Here is a 19,546-nt window from a genome sequence, read left to right as displayed (position 1 = left end):
CCCCCCCGCCGCCGCGCCGCGACCACGGCGAGGCCCGCCCGCCCACGCTGGAAGACATCCTGGAGGCCAACCGCCTGCGCGCCCGCGCCGTGCGGCTGGAGGCCGGCTGGTGGCGGCACGATGCCGGGCCGCTGCTGCTGCTGCGCGCCGGGGATGGCCGGCCCCTCGCCCTGCTGCCCCGCCCGCTGCGCGGCGGCTGGCGGCTCTATGACCCGGTGGAGGAGCGCCTCTCCCCCCTCCCCCCGGCGGCGGCCGCGGCGCTGCGCGGCGAGGCCTGGCAGTTCTACCCGCCTTTGCCCGCGCGCCCGCTGGCGGGGTGGGAGATCGGCGGCAACCTGCTGCGCTGGGCACGCGGCGATACCGCCACCCTGCTTGGCCTGGGGGCCGCGGTGGGGCTGCTCAACCTCGGCGTGCCGATGGCGATGGGCGTGCTGGTGGACAGCGTCATCCCCACGCAGGACCGGCCCCGCCTGCTGGAACTGGCGGTGGTGCTGCTGGTGCTGGCGCTGGCCGGGCTGGTGCTGCGGCAGGCGGTGCAGCGCGCCGCGCTGCGCATCGAGGGCCGCGCCGGCACCCGCCTCCAGGCCGCGGTGATGGACCGCCTGCTGCGCCTGCCGGTGGGCTTCTTCCGTGACCACAGCGCCGGCGCCCTGGCCCGCCGCGCCCTGGCCATCCAGGCCATCGAGCGCACCATCGGCGCGGCGATGATCGGCAGCCTGCTACAGGGCGGGGTGGCGCTGCTCTCGCTCGGGCTGATGGCCTGGTATTCGCCGCCGCTGGCGCTGGTGGCGCTCGGGCCGCTGCTGGCCCTGGCCCTGGCGGTGCTGCTGCTCGGCCGGCGGCGCATCCGGCAGGAGCGGGAGGTGGTGGCGCTCGGCGCCGAGGCCGCCGGGCTGCTGCTGCAACTGGCCGGCGGCATCGCCAAGCTGCGGCTGGCGGCGGCCGAGCAGCGCGCCTTCCTGCGCTGGGCGCGGCTGCAGGCGCGGCTCTCGCGCCAGCGCTTCCTGGCGGCGCAGACCGGGGGCCTCTCCGAACTGGCGGGGGGCCTCGCCCCGCCGCTCGCCAGCGCGCTTCTCTTCGGCGCCATCCACCTGCTGGGGCTGGCGGAGGGGGCGGGGGCGCTCGGGCTCGGGGCGCTGCTGGCCTTCCTCAACGCCTTCACCCAGGCGCTGGGGGGGCTGGCCGCCCTCTCCGCCGCGCTGGTGCAGGTGGCGGGGCTGAAGCCGCTCTATGCCCATGCCGCGCCCATCCTCCAGGCGGTGCCGGAAAGCGGCGGGCCGCGCCACGACCCCGGCCCGCTGAGCGGCGCGGTGGAACTGCGCCACCTGCGCTTCCGCTACCGCCCGGATACGCCGCTGCTCTTCGATGATCTCAGCCTGGAGGTGCCGGCCGGGGCCTATGTGGCGGTGGTCGGCCCCTCGGGCGGCGGCAAATCCACCCTGCTGCGCCTGCTGCTGGGCTTCGAGCAGCCAGAGTCCGGCGCCGTGCTCTATGACGGGCAGGAGCTGCGCGGGCTGGACCCGCAGGCGGTGCGCCGGCAACTCGGCGTCGTGCTGCAGGGCGGGCGGCTGATGCCGGGCAGCCTGCTGGACAATATCCTGGGCGCCAGCCTGCATCTGGGCGAGGCCGAGGCCTGGGAGGCAGCGGAGCGCGTCGGCCTCGCCGCCGATCTGCGCGCCCTGCCGATGGGGCTGCGCACCGTGGTGGCGGAATCGGGTGGCGCGCTCTCGGGCGGGCAGGTGCAGCGCATCCTGCTGGCGCGCGCCATCATCGCCCGGCCGCGCATCCTGCTGCTCGACGAAGCCACCAGCGCCCTCGACAACCGCACCCAGGCCATTGTCACCGAGAGCCTGGACCGGCTGAGCGCCACGCGCATCGTCATCGCCCACCGCCTCAGCACCGTCATGCGGGCGGACCGCATCCTGGTGCTGCGCGAGGGGCGCATCAGCGAAAGCGGGCGCTATGCCGAATTGATGGCGGCGGGCGGGTTCTTCCGCAGCCTGGCGGAACGGCAGCTGGTTTAAGAAAAATCAAAAAGAAAACGTTCTTTTCTGAAAAAAAGAACCAAAAAACTTTTCTCCGTGTGGCGTCCCGCCTGGACGGGAGACGGCGGCAGCCTGGAAAAATCTTTTTGCTTCTTTTTCTTTAGAAAAAGAAGATTCTCTTATGAGCTACAACCGCCGGATCCATCCCGTGGTCGCCGGCTCCCCCTCCGGGACGGGCGCGGGAACGGGGCGCAGATTGCCGGCCATGCGGGCCTCGCGCGGGGACATGCCGAAGGCCTCGCGGAAGCTGCGGCTGAAAGCGGCCTCGTTGCGAAAGCCCCAGCCATAGGCGATCTCGGCGATGCGGCGGCGCTCCGGCACGGCGGCGGTGATTTCCTGGAAGCAGCGTTCCAGCCGGCGGCGGCGGATATAGGAGGCCACCCCGCCATAGGGCTCGAACAGGCGGTAGAGCGTGGGGCGGGAGACACCGAACTGGCGCATCAGCGTCTCGGGCGACAGGTCGGGGATGGCCAGATTGCTCTCGATGAAGCGGCGGATCAGCACGATGGACGGCGTATGCACCGGCGCCGGGCTATCCTGCCGGCTGGCCAGCACGGGCGCGACGCAGGCGGCGACCAGCATGGCGGTGGCCTGCAACAGCGGCTGGGCCTCGGCCTGGCTCATCTGCCCGCCGCATTCCTGCAACTGCGCCAGATGGCCGGCGAGCATGCGGCCGAGCGGCGTCGCGCCCTCCACAACCACGCCGTGCAGCGCCTCCGGCACCGGCACCAGCGGGGCGAGCGAGGGGCGCGGCAGGACCAGCGTGATATTCTCGAAATCCTCCGCCTCGGTGTGCAGGGTCTGCGCCATGTCGAGGATGCTGATATCGCCCGGCCGTACCAGGATGGGCCGCTCCCCCGCCACGCCGCGATAGCCGCCGCGGCGGTAGAACTGGACGAGGTAGTGGTCCATCCCCGTGCGCGCGATGGTGAAGGAGGAGCGGCGGAAGACCTGCGCGCTGGCGGCGACACGGCCGATCACCACGCCGCCGAGATTGTGGCTCTCCACCTCGACCTGGAAGCGTTCCATCGCCTCGGGGTGGGCGATGGCGACATCGAAGAACACGCCGGCGATGCTGCGCCAGGCCCAGAAGGCTTCCTCCGGCGAGGCGACCATGGCGTTGGAAAAGCGCATGGCTGCGGCGGCGAGGGCGGAGGCGGCTTCGGACATCGCGGCCGAACCTAGCGGCAGCGGAGCCGCGCGGCCAGAGCGGCCCCGCACACGTGGTGGAGAAGCTCCCATGCGAACCATCCCCTTTCTGTGCAGCGCAGCATAGTATTGCGCGAACGGGGATGCGTTGCACTATCGGAATGGAGAAAGATCGGGGTCAGGATCCGGCATGGCGGCGAGGAGGCTGCGCGCATAGTCGCTGCGCGGGGCGCGGAAGAGGGCCTCGGCCTCGCCCTCCTCGACCAGCTGGCCGCGATAGATCAGCGCCACGCGGTCACAGACATAACGGATGACGCCAAGATCGTGGCTGATGAAGAAATAGGTCAGCCCCATCTGCTGCTGCAGGTCGTGCAGCAGGTTGAGCACCTGGGCCTGGACGGAGACGTCGAGGGCGCTGGTCGGCTCGTCGAGGATGAGCAGGTCCGGCGCGGTGGCCAGGGCGCGGGCGATGCCGATGCGCTGGCGCTGGCCGCCGGAGAATTCATGCGGGAAGCGGCCGAGATGCTGCGGCCCGAGGCCGACGCGCTCCAGCAGTTCCGCCGCGCGGTCGCGCCGCGCGCGGGCATCGAGGCCGAGCCGCGCGCGGTGGATTTCCATCGGCTCGGTGACGATCTCGGCGATGCTGAGGCGCGGGTTCAGCGAGGCGTAGGGGTCCTGGAAGACGATCTGCACGCGTGCCCGCAGGGCGCGCAGCCCGGCGGGGGAGAGGCGGGCGATATCCTCGCCCTCGAAGAGGATGCGCCCGGCGGAGACCTCTTCGAGGCGCAGCAGGCAGCGCGTCAGCGTCGTCTTGCCGGAGCCGGACTCCCCCACCAGGCCGAAGCTCTCGCCGCGGCGGAGGGCGAGGCTGACATCGCGCAGCGCCGCCACCTCCGGCGCGCGGCCGAAGAAACCGCGGCGCTCGCCGCCATAAACCTTGCTGACGCCTTCGACCTTCAGCATCACGCGGCCTCCCGCGCGGCGACGAAGCAGGCGACGCGGTGCGCCTCGCCCACCGCGTCGAGGGGCGGCGCGCCTTCCTGGCAGGCCGGTTCCGCGCGGGTGCAGCGGGAGGCGAAGCGGCAGCCGCGCGGCGGCGCGATCAGCGACGGCACGGTGCCGGCGAGGCCCCGCAGCGCGCCGCGCGCGAGGCCGGCGCGCGGCAGGGCCTCCAGCAGCGCGCGGGTATAGGGATGCACGGGCGATTTCAGCACGGCGCGCACCGGCCCGGCCTCCACGACATTGCCGGCATACATCACCGCGACATGGGTGCAGAGCTGCGCCACCACGCCGAGATTGTGGGTGATGAAGAGCACGCCCAGGTTGTGCTCCCGCACCAGATCATGGATCAGCCGCAGGATCTGCGCCTGCACGGAGACATCGAGCGCCGTGGTCGGCTCATCCGCGATGAGCAGATGCGGGCGGCCGATCAGCGCCATGGCGATGAGGACGCGCTGGCGCATGCCGCCAGAGAACTGGTGCGGGTAATCCTCCATCCGCGCGGCGGCGTTGGGGATGCCGACATGCTCCAGCATGGCCAGGGCATGTTCCCGCGCGGCGCGGCGGAGCGCGCCGCCGGAGGCGCCCGGGGCGAGGCCGAGCAGCGCCGGCTCCCCCCGCCCGGCATGGAGCGCGACATCGGTGAGCTGCTCGCCGATGCGGAAGACCGGGTTCAGGTTGGTGGTGGGGTCCTGGAAGATCATGCCGATGCGGCGGCCGCGCAGGGCGCGCATGCGGGCCTCGGTGGCCGCCAGGAGGTTCTCCCCCTCCAGCAGGATCTCGCCGCGCGCGTAGCGGGCGGGCGGCGTGGGCACGAGGCGGGAGACGGACAGCCCCGTCAGCGACTTGCCGCACCCCGTCTCGCCGACGATGCCCCAGATCTCGCCGCGCTCGACGGTGAGGTTGATGCCGTTGAGCACATGCGCCTCGCCATCGAAGGAGCGCATGTGCAGGTGCAGGTCGCGGATTTCCAGCAGGGGCATCAGCGGCGGGCCTTGGGGTCGAGCAGGTCGCGCAGGCCGTCGCCCAGCAGGTTGAAGCCGAAGACGGCGAGGAAGATGGCGAGGCCGGGGAAGATGGCCGTCCACCAGTAATCCGGCATGTTGGCGCGGGCGACGGAGAGGAGCGAGCCCCATTCCGGCGTGGGCGGCTTGACGCCGATGCCGACGAAGCCGAGCGAGGCGACGGTGAGGATGGCGAAGCCCATGTCGAGCGACATCTTCACGATCACCGGCGAGACGATGTTGGGCAGGATATGCCGGCGCAGCAGCCGCGCGGGACCGGCGCCCATGGCGCGGGCGGCGGTGACGAACTGTTCCTCCTTCTTCGCCATCACCTCGCCGCGGACGAGGCGGGCATAGCCCGGCCACCAGGAGAGGGCGATGGCGAAGATCATGTTGCCCGTGCCCGGCCCCAGCGCCGCGGCCACCGCCATGGCGAGGATGAGGCTCGGTACCGTCAGCATCAGGTCGGAGAGGCGCATCAGGAGTTCATCGATCCAGCCGCCGAAGAAGCCGGCGATGGCCCCCGCCAGCACGCCGACGCCGGCGCCCACCACCACCACCGCCATGCCCGCCAGCAGCGAGACGCGCGTGCCGGCGAGGGTGAGGGAGAAGACATCCTGCCCCACCTCGTTGGTGCCGAACCACCAGGTGGCGGAAGGCGGCTGGAAGCGCGCGCCGGTCTGCACGAGGCCCGCCACATGCTCCGGGTGCGGCACGATGGCGGTGCCGAGCAGCGCCACCAGCAGCAGCACCAGCACGATGCCGAGCCCGAGCACCGAGACCCAGGAGCGGCGGAAGCGGTAGAGGCCGCGGCGGAAGCGCTCGGCGTTCATCGCAGGCGCACGCGCGGGTTGAGCAGACCATAGATCAGGTCCACCAGCAGATTGACGAGCACGAACAGCGTTCCGATGCAGAGCGTGACGCCGATGATCGGCATGAAATCCTGGGTCAGCACCGCCTGGGTGGCGTAGAGGCCGAGGCCCGGCCAGTCGAACACGGTCTCCACCAGCACGGTGCCGCCGAGCAGCCAGCCGAAGTAAAGCCCGATGACGGTGAGCGTGGCGGAGACGGCGTTCTTCAGCACGTATTTGAACAGGATGAGCCGCGCGGGCAGGCCGAGGGCGCGCTCGGTGGTGACGTAATCCTGTTGCAGCACCTCGATGGTCGAGGCGCGCATCATGCGGGTGATGGTGGCCAGCGGCGAGAGCGACATGGCGATGGCCGGAAGCGCGAGGTGCTGGAGCGCGATGGCGAAGGCGTGCGGATTGCCGCCGAGCAGCGCATCCAGCGTCAGCAGGCCGGTGATGGTGGCGGGCGGGTCCTCGGTGAGCGGGAAGCGGCCGGAGAGCGGCAGCCAGCCCAGCCACATGGCGAAGCCCAGCTGGAAGAGCAGGCCAAGGAAGAAGCGCGGCATGGAAATGGCGCCGAGCGAGATAGCGCGCGAGAGGAAATCCGGCCAGCGGTCGCGCCAAACCGCCGCCATCAGCCCCGCCGGGATACCGATGGAAATGGCGAGCAGCATGGCCGCCAGCACGAGTTCGAGCGTCGCCGGCAGATAGGTGGCGAGATCCTCGATCACGGGGCGGCGGCTGAAGATGGAGACGCCCCAGTCGCCCCGCACCAGGCCGCTGACATAGTGCCAGTATTGCAGTGGCAAGGGCTGGTCGAGGCCGAATTCGCGGGCGACGGAGGCGACATCCGCCGCCGTGGCATTCGGCCCGGCGGCGAGGCGCACCGGATCGCCCGGCAGCAGCCGGGCGATGGCGAAGACCAGCATGGACAGCCCCACCAGCACCGGCACCAGCAGCAGAAGCCGCCGCAGGATGTAACGGATCATGGGGCCTCCCTGCTCAGCCCAGCGACAGCGGGAAGAGGTCCGGCGCGTTGGACGCGACGGGGGTGAAGACGAAGCCCTTCACATTGTTCCGCAGGGCCAGCTTGCGCTTCTCCAGAACGCCGAAGATGTCGCAGGCATCGTCCATGACGATGCGCTGGAACTCGGCATAGAGGGCGCGGCGCTTTTCCGGGTCCGTCTCGGCGCGGGCGCTGACGATCAGCGCGTCCACCTTCGGGTTCGCATAAACCGGGTTCTGCCAGTTGCCGTTGCGCGAGGAATGGAAGCCGGCGAAGGCGAGATTGTCCGGGTCACCGTAATTGGCGGTCTGGTAGACGGGGAAGAAATCGGCCAACGTCTCCGGCGAGCGGCAGGAGGCGACGAGATCCGGCCAGATGGCGGAGCGGATTTCCAGCTCGATGTTGAGGGCGCGCAGGCTGTCGAGCAGGATGAGCGCCCAGCGGCGCTGCTGCTCCAGCCCCGACACATGGGTGATGACCAGCTTGATGCCGCCATTCGGATGCGCCGACTTCGCCAGGAAGTCTTTGGCGCGGGCCAGATCCATCCGCCAGGGCTGAAGCGCTGTGTCGAAGCCGTCGATGCTGTCGGGCAGCGGGCCCTTCATCAGCTCGGCATAGCCGGCGACATCGAGCATCGCCTGATAGTTGAAGGCGCAGGAGATGGCGCGGCGCAGATTGGCGTCCATCAGCGGGCCGTGCCGCGTGTTCATCTTGATCTGGAAGGTGCGGTATTCCGGCTCGATCACCAGATCGAGGCCGGGGCGGCCCTTCAGCGTGTCCATGTCCTCGCTGGTGAGGTCGAGGGCGATCTGCGCCTCGCCACGCTGGACCATCAGGCGCTGCGTCGCCGTCTCGCGCGTGATCTTCCAGATGGCGCCGGTGAGATTGCCGCCCCCCTGGCGCCAGTGACCGGCGACGCGCTCCAGCTCATAGAGATTGCCCGGCTCGGCGCGGCGCACGGCGAAGGCGCCGGAGCCGGCGAGGTTGCCGCGCAGCCAGGTCTGCCCGTCATCCTCGCCCTTGTTGGCCTCGACCTGCTTCGGGTTGACGATCCAGATCCAGGGCAGGACCTGCAGGAAGGGCACGAAGGCCGTGGCGAGGCGGAAGCGCACCGTCTGGGCGTCCACCACCTCGATGCTGCCGGGCTTCACGATGCCGGCGATCATCCAGACATTGCCGCGGTTGAGGCGCAGGATGCGCTCGAAGGAGTAGCGCACCGCCTCCGCATCGACCGGCGTGCCGTCATTGAACTTCGCCGCCGGGTTCAGCCTGAAGACGTATTCGCGGCCATCCTCGGAAATCGTCCAGGAGGCGGCGAGATGCGGCACGGGCTTCGGCGGGTTGCCTTCCACCCGCACGAGGGAATCATAGACGTTGCGCATCATCCAGCTGGTGGAATAGCCGGAGGCCAGATGCGGGTCGAAATTCGGGATGTCCTGGTTGCTGGCCAGCACCAGGGTGCGGCGGCCCTGTGCCGCCGCCTCCCCGCCCCCGAGCATCAGGGCCGATACGGCGGCCGCGCCGCCGGCCAGAATGCCGCGCCTCGTCAGTTCCGTCATGCTCTCGCCTCCTGTCTCGCGGGCCGGTTCAGGCTGGCTCCGCCTGCTGCTCCATCGCCGCGGCATAGTCGCGCGCGGCGCCCTCCTCGGTCACCATGCCCAGACGCACATCGCGTGCCACGGCCTCCGGCGCGCGCCGCGCCGGGTCGCCATAGCCGGAGCCGCCGGCGATGCAGATCTCGACGATCTCGCCCGGCCCCGTGACCTGCACGAGCCGCCCCGTGCCGCAATCCTCCAGCACCGCGCCGCTCCCGTCCAGCACGCGGCCCCGCGCGCCACGCCCGGCCTCGCCGCCGAACAGGCCGGGGATCGGGTTGCCGACACCCTCAGGATAGACGGAGACGAAGCTCACAAGCCCATCCTCGCGCAGCTTGCGCAGCCGCACGCGCTGGCCGAGGCCACCACGATGCGCGCCGGGGCCACCGCTGTCGGGCAGGTAGGTCTTCTCCACCACCAGCACCGGCACGCGCGCCTCGAACAGCTCGATCGAGGTGTTGGAGGCGGAGGTCGGCCAGAGCAGGCCGGACTTGCCATCGCCATGCGCCGAAGCGCCCTGGCCACCGCCGATGAAGAGCATGTCCGAATAGGTGCGGCCGCTCTCATCCTGGCCATAGACATAGGCGGCCATGGGCAGGCCGGTATTGGCCTGCACCTTGTCCGGCGCGGCACCGGAGAGCGCGCGGAAGATGTTGGGCGCCAGATACCAGCCGGTGCGGGTGCGCATATTCACCGCCGCCGGGCGCTTCGCGTTCAGCACCGAGCCTTCCGGCGCCTTCACCGTGAAGGGGCGGTAGCAGCCGGCATTGCCGCGCACGCCAGGCGTCAGCATGCATTTCAGCGGATAGGTGGCATGCGCCGCCGTGTAGTTCATCGTGCTGTTCAGGCCGCCCTGCGGCAGCTGCGGCGGGGCGCCATCGAAGTCCAGCTCGATCGCATCCCCCTCGACCGTCAGCTTCAGCGGGTAGGACAGCACCTGCCCCAGCGGATTGTTGCTGATGGTGGAGCGATAGATGCCATCGGGCAGGGCGCGGATGGCCTCGCGCATCGCGGTTTCCGAGCGGCGCTGCACCACCGTGGCCAGGGCGCGCAGATCCTGCATGCCGTAATCGGCCATGAAGGCCAGCAGGCGCTCGGCCCCGAGGCGGTTGGCGGCGACGAAGGAATGGACATCGCCCAGCACCTGCTCCGGGTTGCGCACATTCTCGCGCAGCAGGGTGAAGAGCGCCTCGCTCGGCCGGCCCGCCTCGTAGAGCTTCATCGGCGGGATCTGCAACCCCTCCTCAAAGATCTCGCGCGCCCGCAGCGAATCCTTGGTGCCGCCGATGTCGGAGACATGGCCCACCGTGCCCATCAGACCGACCACCTTGCCGCCCTGGAAGACCGGGGTGACGATGGCGATGTCGAAGAGATGCCCGGCGCAGAGCCAGGGATCATTCGTGATCAGCACATCGCCCGGCTGCAGCGTGTGGGAGGGATATTTTTCCAGCAGCGCCTTCACCGCCAGCGGCAGGCAGAGATTGAAGACCGGCATGGCGCGCGGCGAATGCGCCAGCGTCTCGCCTTCCGGATCGAGCAGCTCGCAGGCGAAGTCCTGGCTTTCGGAGATGACGAGCGAGAAGGCGGTGCGACAGACCGTCAGCCACATCTCCTCCACCACCGTCACCAGGCGGGACCACATGATCTCGAGCGCGATCGGGTCGGCCTCGATGCGGGCGCAGGCTTCTTCCAGCGGCATCTCCGGCGTCACCAGCGCGCCGGCCTGGGCCGTGGCGGCGATGGCGATGCGCAGGTTCAGCCCGCCATCCACCGCGACCACATCGCCCGGCGGCACGATGGTGGTGGATTCGCGCTCCTCGATGATGGCGGGGCCGGGGATCCGGTCACCGGCGACCAGGGCATAGCGGTCATAGACCACCGCCTCCTGCCAGCCGCCCTCGAACCAGGCGCGGCGCGTGCCCTTCACCTTGGCGCTGGCATCACCGCCGCCCACCGCGCCGGTCAGCGACAGCACCGGCTCCGGCCCGACACAGCGGACGCGGAAATTGATCGCCTCGATCCGCGCACCCTCATAGAGCGAGGTGTAGCGCGCGGCATAGACGCGGGCGAAGGCGGCGCGGATTTCGTCCAGTGTCGCGGCGGTGATGGCGCCCTCCGGCAGCGGCACGGCGATGTCGTGCATCTGGCCGACAAGGCGCATATCGGCGCTGCGCTCGGTGCGGATATCCTCCGGCTTCACCCCGGCTTCCAGCAGGCGCGCGCGGCCCTCGGCGGCGAGCTCATCGAGCACGCCATTGACCAGCACGGCATCGAAGCCCGGCGAGAACTCCACCGGCAGCGAACGCGCGGATTCGAAGGAGAGCGGCGCGGCGAGGAAGCCGAGCGCCGAGGCCGCGCCCGAGGCCGGCGGAATGATCACCTCCCGCACGCCGAGCGCGCGGGCGACATCGGCGGCATGGGCCGGGCCGGCACCGCCGAAGCCCACCATGGCATAGCCGCGTGGGTCCTTGCCCTTCTCCACCAGATGCACGCGGGCGGCGGCGGCCATGCTCTCGACCACCACCTTGTGGATGCCCCAGGCGGCCTCCATCACATCGAGCTTCAGCGGCGCCGCCACGCTCTCCACCGCGCGGCGCGCGGCCTCGAGGTCGAGCGTCATCCGCCCGCCGAGGAAGAAGCCGGGATCGTAGTAGCCGAGGACGAGATTGGCGTCCGTCACCGTCGGCTTCGTACCGCCCATGCCATAGCAGGCGGGGCCAGGATCGGACCCGGCGGAATGCGGCCCGACCTTGAGCAGCCCCACCGCGTCGATCGCGGCGATCGAGCCGCCCCCGGCCCCGATCTCGATCATGTCGATCACCGGCGCCTTGATCGGCAGGCCCGAGCCCTTGCTGAAGCGGTGCACGCGGCCCGCCTCCAGCATCGGCGCGATCTCGACGCGGCCATCCTCGATCATGCAGGCCTTGGCCGTGGTGCCGCCCATGTCGAAGGAAATGACATCCTTCTGCCCGGCCAGCGTGCCGAACAGCGCGGTGGCCAGGCCGCCCCCCGCGGGGCCCGATTCCAGCAGGCGGATGGGAAAGGCCCGCGCCGTGGCCGGCGAGACGAGGCCACCCGCCGAATGCATCAGCCGCAGCGCGCCGGTGAAGCCGCGCCCCGCCAGCTCGCGCTCCAGCCGCCGCAGATAGCGGTCCATCAGCGGCTGCACATAGGCATTGGCGCAGGTGGTGACGCTGCGCTGATACTCCCACATCTCCGCCACCACCTCGGCCGAGAGCGAGACGGACAGCTGCGGGAACTCGCCCCGCGCGATCTCGCCCACGCGCTTCTCATGCGCCGGGTTGCGGTAGGCATTGAGGAAGCAGACGGCGACAGCCTCCACCCCCTCCGCCACCAGCCGGCGCAGCGCGGCGCGCACCGCGCCCTCATCCAGCGCGGTGACGGCATTGCCATCGCGGTCCATGCGCTCCGGCACCTCCAGCCGCAGGTCGCGCGGCACCAGCGGCGCCGGGAAGCCCAGGAAGAGGTCGTAGATGTCGTAGCGCTGCTCCGTGCCCATCTCCAGGATGTCACGGAAGCCCTCGGTGGTGATCAGGCCGAGCTTCGCGCCCTTGCGCTCGATCACCGCATTGGTGACGAGCGTGGTGCCATGGATGATCTCGCCCACCTCGGCGAGGCCGATGCCGGCCATCGCCACCAGCTCCTCCAGCCCCTGCAGGGCGGCGATGGAAGGGTCGTGCGGCGTCGTCAGCCGCTTGTGCAGCCGCACGCTGCCCGCCGCCGAATCATACAGGATGAAATCGGTGAAGGTGCCGCCGATATCGAAGCCGATGCGCCAGCGATGGCCGGCCATGGGGGCGGAAGCGTTCATCTGGTATCCTCGGGGTATCAGGCGGCGGCGGCGCTGCGCGCGGTCACCGTGGCGCCGGGCCGTGTATGGATCTCGCGCGCCTCGGCCAGCAGGGCGGCGATCATGCGGTCACGCTCGGCATCATCCACCAGCGCCAGCGGGTAGACGATGCACAGGCAGGCATCCTCGCTGCCCGCGGCATTGCCCACGGCCACCGCGATGCTGCCGACGCCAGGGTTGGATTCGTCGATGGCCAGCGCATAGCCATCGCGGCGCACCGCCTCCAGCCGCTGCATCAGCTCATCCATGCCCTGCGGCGCGTTGGGGCTGGGCGGGGCGAGCGGGCCGGGATGCAGCCGCGCCACCTCCTCATCCGGCAGGCGGGCGAGCAGGGCGCGCCCCGTGGCGGCGGCGAAGGCCGGCAGGCGCTGCCCCACCGGCGTGCCGACGCGCAGCATGCGCGAGCCCTCGTGGAAGGTCAGCCCGATCACGTCAGCGCCGTCGCGGATGCTGACATAGCCGGTATGGCCGAAATCCCGGCTGACCCGCCCCACCGCCGCATGCGCCCGCGCCACCAGCGCGGAATCACGGCGATAGGTGTTGCCCAGCTCGAACATCAGAATGCCGGGGCGGTAGCCGCGGCTGTCCGGCACGCTCTCCAGGAAGCCTGCCTCCCGCATCGCCCGCAGCAGGCGCGAGACATTGCTCTTCGGCAGGGAGAGCAGTTCCGCGACCTCGGTCACGGTCAGTTCCTGGCGCCGCGCGGAGAAGCAGCGCAACACCTGGCCAGCGGTCGAAAGGGTCGTCATGGCTGTTCCGAAAAATGGAACCATAGTTCCTGTAAGTGAGACGCTACGCCCGCTTCGCCTCCCCCCGCAAGATGCTCCCGCCACCCTCCGGCCCGCTTTCGCGCCGCACACCGCGTCACTGCCCGCAGGCGCGGCAGAACCAGGGGCAAAGTGACCACCAGAAAGGCAGGCGAAGGGGCCTTGACCGCCACGCGCCCCACCGTCATGGCCCGGAGCGAGCGGGCCTCGCCCAGACTCGCGCGGAAGAACTCGCGCGGAAGGACCTCGTGCGGAAGGAAGCGCCGATGCGGCTGGACGGCCTGCGACGCGAATGGAACAAGCTGACAGGGCCAGGGCGCGGCCTCGTTCTGGGCGGGCTGCTGGCCCTGCCCCTGGCCCTGCTGGGCGCCACCCTGCTGCGCCACGCCCCGGAGGGCGCGGGCAGCCCCGGCCGCGCCCCCGCCGCCGCGCCGCTGCAACCGCCCGGCCCGGCGGAGGAACAGCTCGTCGCGCAGATCCTGGAGGAGACGAACCGCACCTGGGGCGCGCAGTTCGCCCGCCTCAAGCGCAGCTACCAGCCCTCCGAGCCGCTCCTCCAGACCAGCCTGCCGCCCGAGGCCTGCGACCGTGCCCCGGCCGCCGCCGGCATCTTCTGGTGCCCGGCGGATGCGCGGATCTATGTGGATCTCACCCGCGTCGCGCGGCTGCGCCAGCAGGGCGGGGAGGCCGGGATGCTCGCCATCGGCTACCTGCTCGCCCACGCCGCCGGGCACCATGTGCAGCAGCAGCTCGGCATCATCGCCCTGGTGCGCGGCCTGCAGCAGCGCAGCCAGGATCCCGAGGAACAGCGCGCCCTCTGGCGCCGCGTGGAAGAGCAGGCGGATTGCTTCGCCGGGCTCTGGGCCCGGGGCGCCAGCCAGGCCCAAACCGCCACGACACCCGGCGCCGTCGAGGCCGCCCTGGCCGCCGCCGCCCTCGACGATGCCCGCCCCCTGCCGCCACCCACCGGCTACACCGCGGCCACCGAGGCCGCGGCGCAGGGCGACATCGCCGAGCGCGCCACCTGGTTCCGCACCGGGATGGAGAAAGGGGATTACGTCGCCTGCGACAGCTTCGGCGGGTTGCGGTAGGCGGGAGGAAGGGGAAAAAGGCCGGGGGAAGGAATTCCCCCGGACCCCCGTCTTTTTTCTTTCAGGGCCGCCGCGCGCCGCGCGGCGGCGGGACCATATCGCAGGCCATGAACACGCCACTTCCCCTTGCGCTCACCATGGGCGAGCCGGCCGGCATCGGCGGCGAGATCACCGCCCGCGCCTGGGAGGCCCTGCGGCAGGGCGGGCCATGCTTCTTCCTGGTGGGGGATCCGGCCCTGGTGGCGGGGGTGCCCGTCGCGGTCATCCACCATCCGGGAGAGGCCGTGGCGCGCTTCGCCACGGCGCTGCCGGTGCTGCCGCTGCCCCTCGCCGTGCCGGCGGTGCCAGGGCGGCCCGACCCGCGCAACGCCCCCGCCGTCATCGCCGCCATCGAGCGCGCCGTGGCCCTGGTGCGGCAGGGGGCGGCGGCGGCGGTCGTCACCAACCCCATCCAGAAATCCAGCCTCACCGCCGCCGGCTTCCGCCACCCGGGGCATACCGAGTTCCTGGCCGAGCTGGCGCCCGGGGAAGGGCCGCCGGTCATGCTGCTGGCCGCCGCCGGGCTGCGCGCCGTGCCGGTGACCATCCACCAGTCCCTGCGCAGCGCTATCGAAAGCCTGACGGAAGAGCGCATCCTCGCCATCGCCCGCGCCACGGCGGCCGGGCTGCGGCGGGATTTCGGCATCACAGCCCCGCGCCTCGCCCTCTGCGGCCTGAACCCCCATGCGGGGGAGGATGGCACCATGGGGCTGGAGGACCGCGACATCATCGCCCCCGCCATCGCCCGGCTGCGGGCGGAGGGCATCGACGCGCGCGGCCCCTTCCCGGCGGACACGCTCTTCACCCCCACGGCGCGGGCGGGCTATGACGCGGCGCTCGGCATGTATCACGACCAGGCGCTGATCCCGGTGAAGACGCTCGACATGGCGGGGGGCGTGAATGTCACCCTCGGCCTCGCCATCGTGCGCACCAGCCCGGACCATGGCACCGCGCTCGACATCGCCGGCCAGGGCCGCGCCGATGCGGGCAGCCTGATCGCCGCCCTGCGCCTCGCCGCAGACCTCGCCGCCCACCGCCTGAACCAGGGGAATGCCGCATGACGCCGCTGCGCCTGTCGGTCAATGTCGATCACGTCGCGACGCTGCGCAACGCGCGCGGCGGCCACTTCCCTGACCCGGTGGAGGCGGCGCGCGCCTGCCTCGCCGCCGGGGCGGATGGCATCACCATCCATCTGCGCGAGGATCGCCGCCATATCCGCGACACGGACGCCACCCGCATGGCCGCCGAGCCGGGGCTGCGCCTGAATTTCGAGATGGCGGCGACGGAGGAAATGGTCGGCATCGCCCTCGGCCTGCGCCCCGCCGCCTGCTGCCTCGTGCCGGAGAAGCGGCAGGAGCTGACGACGGAAGGCGGGCTGGACCTGCTGCGCGCCGGGCCGGATCTCGGCGCGGCCATCCGCCGCCTCGCCGGGGCGGGAATCGAAGTCTCCGTCTTCGTCGAGCCGGATGCGGCGCAGATCGCGGCGGCGGCCCGCCTCGGCGCCCAGGCGGTGGAACTGCACACCGGCACCTATGCAGAGGCCGCGCCGCAAGCCCGCCCCGCCTTGCTCGCCCGGCTGCGCGCCGGCGCCGAGGCCGCCGCCGCCCACGGCCTCGCCTGCCATGCCGGGCATGGGCTGGACGTCACGACGGTGGAGGGAATCGCCGCCATCCCGCAGATCTCCGAAGTCAGCATCGGATATTTCCTGGTGGGGGCGGCGGTGTTCGAGGGGCTGCCGGCGGCGGTGCGCCGCATGCGCGAGGCCATCGCCCGCGGCCGCGCCCAGCACTAGATCCGCAGGCCGCCATTGCGGCGCAGGAACGGAGCCGCCATCTTCTTCCGCGGCGCGGGTGGCACCTGCCCACCCCCCCGGCCCCGGGGAGACAGAGACTTGCGCCAGCCGCGCCGCTTTGCCCGCACGCCGAGCCTGGCCCAACCGCCATGGCCGCCGGGGCAGGACTGCCCTGGCCGCCCATGCTGAAGCGCACCCCCGCGCCGCTCCGCCCCTTCGGCCGCCGTGGCAGGCGCCTGCCACTGGCCATGCATCTCGGCCTGCTCGGGCTGGTGCTCCTCGTGCCGGTGATCCTCTTCGCCGGCATCCTCACCCACGCCTATCTGCGTGACCGCGACGACGCCCTGCGCCGCGAGGCGCTCGACAGCGCCGACCGCATCATGACCCGGCTGGAGGAGGAGCTGGCCGGCTGGACCTCCGCCCTCCAGGTCCTGGCCGCCAGCCCGGTCCTGTCGCAGCAGGACATCACCCCCCTCCGCCTGCAGGCCGAGGCGGTGAGCCAGCTGATCGGCGGCGAGATCACCCTGCAGCACTGGGACGCCGAGGCGGGGCGCGCCCTGCCCGCCCCGGAGCCCGACACGCCCGGCGCCACCGAGATCGCCGCCATGGAGGACCGCGCGGCGGAGACGCGCCAGCCGGTGCGCTCCGGGCTGATCGCCCTGCCGGGCGGGCGCTTCATCGTCATGGTCACCGTGCCGGTGCTGCGCGAGGGGCGGCTGACCCACCTTCTCACCCTGCGCCAGCCGGCGGCACGGCTGCGCCAGATCTTCGCCGGGCCGCTGCTGCCGCTGGGCTGGAGCGCGCTGCTGGTCGATGGCGAGGGCCGCATCATCGCCAGCACGGATGAGCGGGAACGCCAGGTCGGCGGGCAGATCTCGCAGGAGGCGCAGCGCCGCGCCAGCACGCGCAGCGGCGTCTGGATCAACTATCCCTTCGGCGAGGAACCGCTGATCATCGCCCATGTCTCCAGCCGCGATGCCGGGTGGCGCGTGGGCGTGCTGGTGCCGCTGCGGCTGGCCCAGGCGACGGCGCGGCAATCCTTCCTCTTCCTCGCCCTCGTCAGCATCGGGCTCGTCATGATGACGGTGCTGCTGGCGCTGCTCTTCGCCCGGCGCATCGCCAGCTCGGTCGAGGCGCTGGCGGAGACGGCGCGGCGCCTGGGCCAGGGGGAGCAGGTGCCGGCCCCCTCCATCGCCATCCGGGAGCTGCACAATGTCGGCGCCGCCCTGGCCGCCGCCAGCATCACCCTGCGCAGCCGTGGCCAGGCCCTGGCCGAGAGCGAGGCCCAGCTGGCCCGCGCCCTGACCGCCGCGCGCATCGCCACCTGGGAATGGGAGGTGGAGACCGATACCTTCACCGGCTCCCGCGGGCGGGAGGCGCTTTATGGCCGCCCCGCCGGCAGCCTGCGCAGCACCGCCGCCCTGCTCTCCGCCACCCACCCGGAGGACCGCGCCCGCATCCTGGAGACGCTGGAACATGTCCACCAGCCCGACGGGCCGGGCAGCTACGAGATCCTCTTCCGCACCATCTGGCCGGATGGCCGCATCCGCTGGCTGCACACCCATGGCGGCGTGCTGGCGCGCGACGCCCAGGGCCGGCCGGCCCAGATCAGCGGCGTGGTGATGGACGTGACCGAGGCCCAGGCCTCGGCCGAGCGTGAACGCCTGCTGGCGGCGGAGGTGGACCACCGCGCCCGCAATGTGCTGACCGTCGTGCAGTCCCTGCTGCGGATGAGCCGCGCCGACGACCCGGCGCATTTCGTCGAGGCGGTGCGCGGCCGCATCGGCGCCCTGGCGCGGGCGCATACCCTGCTCTCGCGCGAGCGCTGGGGCGGCAGCGACCTGCGCAGCGTCACGCGCGAGGCCATGCCCACCGGCCCCGGCGCCCTGGCGGTGACGATCCACGGCCCTTCCCTCGCCCTCGCCCCGCACGTGGTGCAGCCGCTGGCCATGGTGCTGCATGAAATGGCCACCAATGCCCAGCAGCATGGCGCGCTCTCCGCCGCCGGCGGCCGCGTCAACCTGCAATGGCGCCTGGACAAGGGCGATCTCGTGCTGGACTGGACCGAGCAGGGCGGCCCGCCCCCTGCCCTCACCGCCGGCTCGCCCGCGCAGATCGGCCTGGGGCTGAAGGTGGTGGAAGGCACCATCCGCCGCCAGCTCGGCGGCAGCCTGACCCTGGACTGGCGGATGGAGGGCCTCGCCTGCCAGTTCCGCCTGCCCCTCGCCCGTGTGGCGCTGAAGGGGCAGCCTTGTTAAGGGTTTTATTCAGTATTTTCTTTTTCTGAAGAAAAAGAAACAAAAGGACTTTTCCCGTTGGCGTCCCACTTCAGGCCCGAAGCGGGACGCCAACTGAAAAAGTTTTTTGGTTCTTTTTTTCAAAAAAGAACCGCTTCCCTCAAACCAGCTTCGCCGCGCGCGGATCGCGCCGGGCCACGCGGGCGAGCAGATATTCCACCTCGGCCTTGGCCTTGGCGCTCAGCGCCGCGCCGGGCTTGCGCTGGGCATCGGAGGCGATGAGTCCGCGCCGCGCCATGACATATTTGCGCACGGCCAGCCCCGTCGGCCCCTGCTGCTGCTCGTAGCGGATCAGCGGCAGGTGGGCGTCGAAGAGGTCATGCGCCGCATCGCGCTGGCCTTCCGCCTGGAGGCGGACGACATCGCAGAGCAGGTCCGGGAAGGCATAGCCGGTCATCGCGCCATCGGCGCCGCGCTCCACCTCGAAATCGAGGAAAAGGCCGCCATTGCCGCAGAGGATGGAGATGGGCCGCATGGAGCCATCCGCCTGGAAGCCGCGCAGGGTGGAGATCTTCTCCAGCCCCGGCCAGTCCTCATGCTTGAGCATGACGCAGGCGGGGTTGTCCATGACGATGCGGCGGATGACGCCCGGCGTCATGATGACGGAAAAGGTCTGCGGGAAGTCCTGGATGACGAAGGGCACGTCCTCGCCGATCGCCTCGGAGGCCTGGCGGTAATAGGTGACGATCTGGTCGTCCGTGCGCAGGGTGTTGGGCGGGGCGATCATCACGCCGGCGGCGCCGGCCTCCATGGCGCTGCGGGCCATGGCGCGCATCGCGGCGAAGCCGGGGGCGGAGACGCCGACGATGACGGGCAGCCCCTCGGCGCGGCGGATGAAGCGGGTGGCGATCTCCAGGCTCTCGGCGGCGTCGAGCTTCGGCGCCTCGCCCATCACGCCCAGCACGGTGAGGCCGGTGGCGCCGACCGACCGATAAAAATCCGTCAGCCCGTCGATCGAGGCGAAATCCACCCGGCCATCGGCGTGGAAGGGGGTGGGGGCGATCGGATAGACCCCCTTGGCGGTGTGGTCGAGCGGCATGGCG

At 71.3% G+C, this 19,546-nt stretch carries 14 protein-coding genes; 5 read left to right on the top strand and 9 right to left on the bottom strand.

What is annotated here, in order from left to right:
• On the top strand, positions 1-2,024 hold a 2,024-nt coding region (locus NON00_RS06545), incomplete at its 5' end, for an NHLP bacteriocin export ABC transporter permease/ATPase subunit (RefSeq protein WP_256018745.1).
• Positions 2,025-2,171: 147 nt separating this feature from the next.
• Here the strand turns inward: NON00_RS06545 and NON00_RS06540 are convergent.
• From NON00_RS06540 to NON00_RS06505, 8 genes are all read right to left on the bottom strand, one after another.
• Positions 2,172-3,215: a helix-turn-helix domain-containing protein gene (locus NON00_RS06540; RefSeq protein WP_256018743.1), complete on the bottom strand. Its 1,044-nt coding sequence runs from the start codon at positions 3,213-3,215 to the stop codon at positions 2,172-2,174.
• 132 nt (positions 3,216-3,347) lie between these two features.
• Positions 3,348-4,157, bottom strand: a complete 810-nt coding sequence (locus NON00_RS06535) for an ATP-binding cassette domain-containing protein (protein WP_256018740.1) — start codon at positions 4,155-4,157, stop codon at positions 3,348-3,350.
• On the bottom strand, positions 4,157-5,176 hold the full coding sequence (locus NON00_RS06530; RefSeq protein WP_256018737.1) for an ABC transporter ATP-binding protein: 1,020 nt from the start codon (positions 5,174-5,176) through the stop codon (positions 4,157-4,159). Before NON00_RS06530 ends, NON00_RS06535 begins: the two co-directional genes overlap by 1 nt.
• Positions 5,176-6,030: an ABC transporter permease gene (locus NON00_RS06525; RefSeq protein ID WP_256018735.1), complete on the bottom strand. Its 855-nt coding sequence runs from the start codon at positions 6,028-6,030 to the stop codon at positions 5,176-5,178. Before NON00_RS06525 ends, NON00_RS06530 begins: the two co-directional genes overlap by 1 nt.
• Positions 6,027-7,034: an ABC transporter permease gene (locus NON00_RS06520; RefSeq protein WP_256018732.1), complete on the bottom strand. Its 1,008-nt coding sequence runs from the start codon at positions 7,032-7,034 to the stop codon at positions 6,027-6,029. Before NON00_RS06520 ends, NON00_RS06525 begins: the two co-directional genes overlap by 4 nt.
• Before the next feature lie 13 nt (positions 7,035-7,047).
• A complete protein-coding gene (locus tag NON00_RS06515; RefSeq protein WP_256018729.1) occupies positions 7,048-8,610 on the bottom strand; it encodes an ABC transporter substrate-binding protein in 1,563 nt (520 codons plus the stop codon).
• 28 nt (positions 8,611-8,638) lie between these two features.
• On the bottom strand, positions 8,639-12,478 hold the full coding sequence (locus NON00_RS06510) for a hydantoinase B/oxoprolinase family protein (RefSeq protein WP_256018726.1): 3,840 nt from the start codon (positions 12,476-12,478) through the stop codon (positions 8,639-8,641).
• 17 nt (positions 12,479-12,495) lie between these two features.
• Positions 12,496-13,266, bottom strand: coding sequence for an IclR family transcriptional regulator (locus tag NON00_RS06505; protein ID WP_256018724.1), 771 nt, complete (start codon positions 13,264-13,266; stop codon positions 12,496-12,498).
• 284 nt (positions 13,267-13,550) lie between these two features.
• Between NON00_RS06505 and NON00_RS06500 the strand changes: the two genes are divergently transcribed.
• From NON00_RS06500 to NON00_RS06485, 4 genes are all read left to right on the top strand, one after another.
• Positions 13,551-14,375, top strand: coding sequence for a neutral zinc metallopeptidase (locus NON00_RS06500; protein WP_256018721.1), 825 nt, complete (start codon positions 13,551-13,553; stop codon positions 14,373-14,375).
• Between the two features lie 107 nt (positions 14,376-14,482).
• On the top strand, positions 14,483-15,475 hold the full coding sequence (gene pdxA / locus NON00_RS06495) for a 4-hydroxythreonine-4-phosphate dehydrogenase PdxA (RefSeq protein WP_256018719.1): 993 nt from the start codon (positions 14,483-14,485) through the stop codon (positions 15,473-15,475).
• Positions 15,472-16,206 (top strand): pyridoxine 5'-phosphate synthase, encoded by a 735-nt coding sequence (locus tag NON00_RS06490; RefSeq protein WP_256018716.1) that lies wholly within the window; start codon positions 15,472-15,474, stop codon positions 16,204-16,206. Before pdxA ends, NON00_RS06490 begins: the two co-directional genes overlap by 4 nt.
• Before the next feature lie 182 nt (positions 16,207-16,388).
• Positions 16,389-18,464 carry an HWE histidine kinase domain-containing protein gene (locus tag NON00_RS06485; protein WP_256018713.1) on the top strand — a complete coding sequence of 692 codons (2,076 nt, stop codon included), beginning with the start codon at positions 16,389-16,391 and terminating at the stop codon, positions 18,462-18,464.
• A gap of 139 nt (positions 18,465-18,603) precedes the next feature.
• On the opposite strand, the gene NON00_RS06480 is transcribed toward NON00_RS06485, so the two are convergent.
• Complete coding sequence (locus NON00_RS06480; protein WP_256018711.1) at positions 18,604-19,542, bottom strand: dihydrodipicolinate synthase family protein; 939 nt, start codon at positions 19,540-19,542, stop codon at positions 18,604-18,606.
• Positions 19,543-19,546: the final 4 nt, after the last annotated feature.

Origin of the sequence: Roseomonas sp. GC11 (assembly GCF_024437745.1) — a bacterium.
Taxonomy (GTDB): domain Bacteria; phylum Pseudomonadota; class Alphaproteobacteria; order Acetobacterales; family Acetobacteraceae; genus Pseudoroseomonas.
Note: the sequence above shows the minus strand (reverse complement) of the source record. Positions and strands in the feature narration are given on the sequence as shown.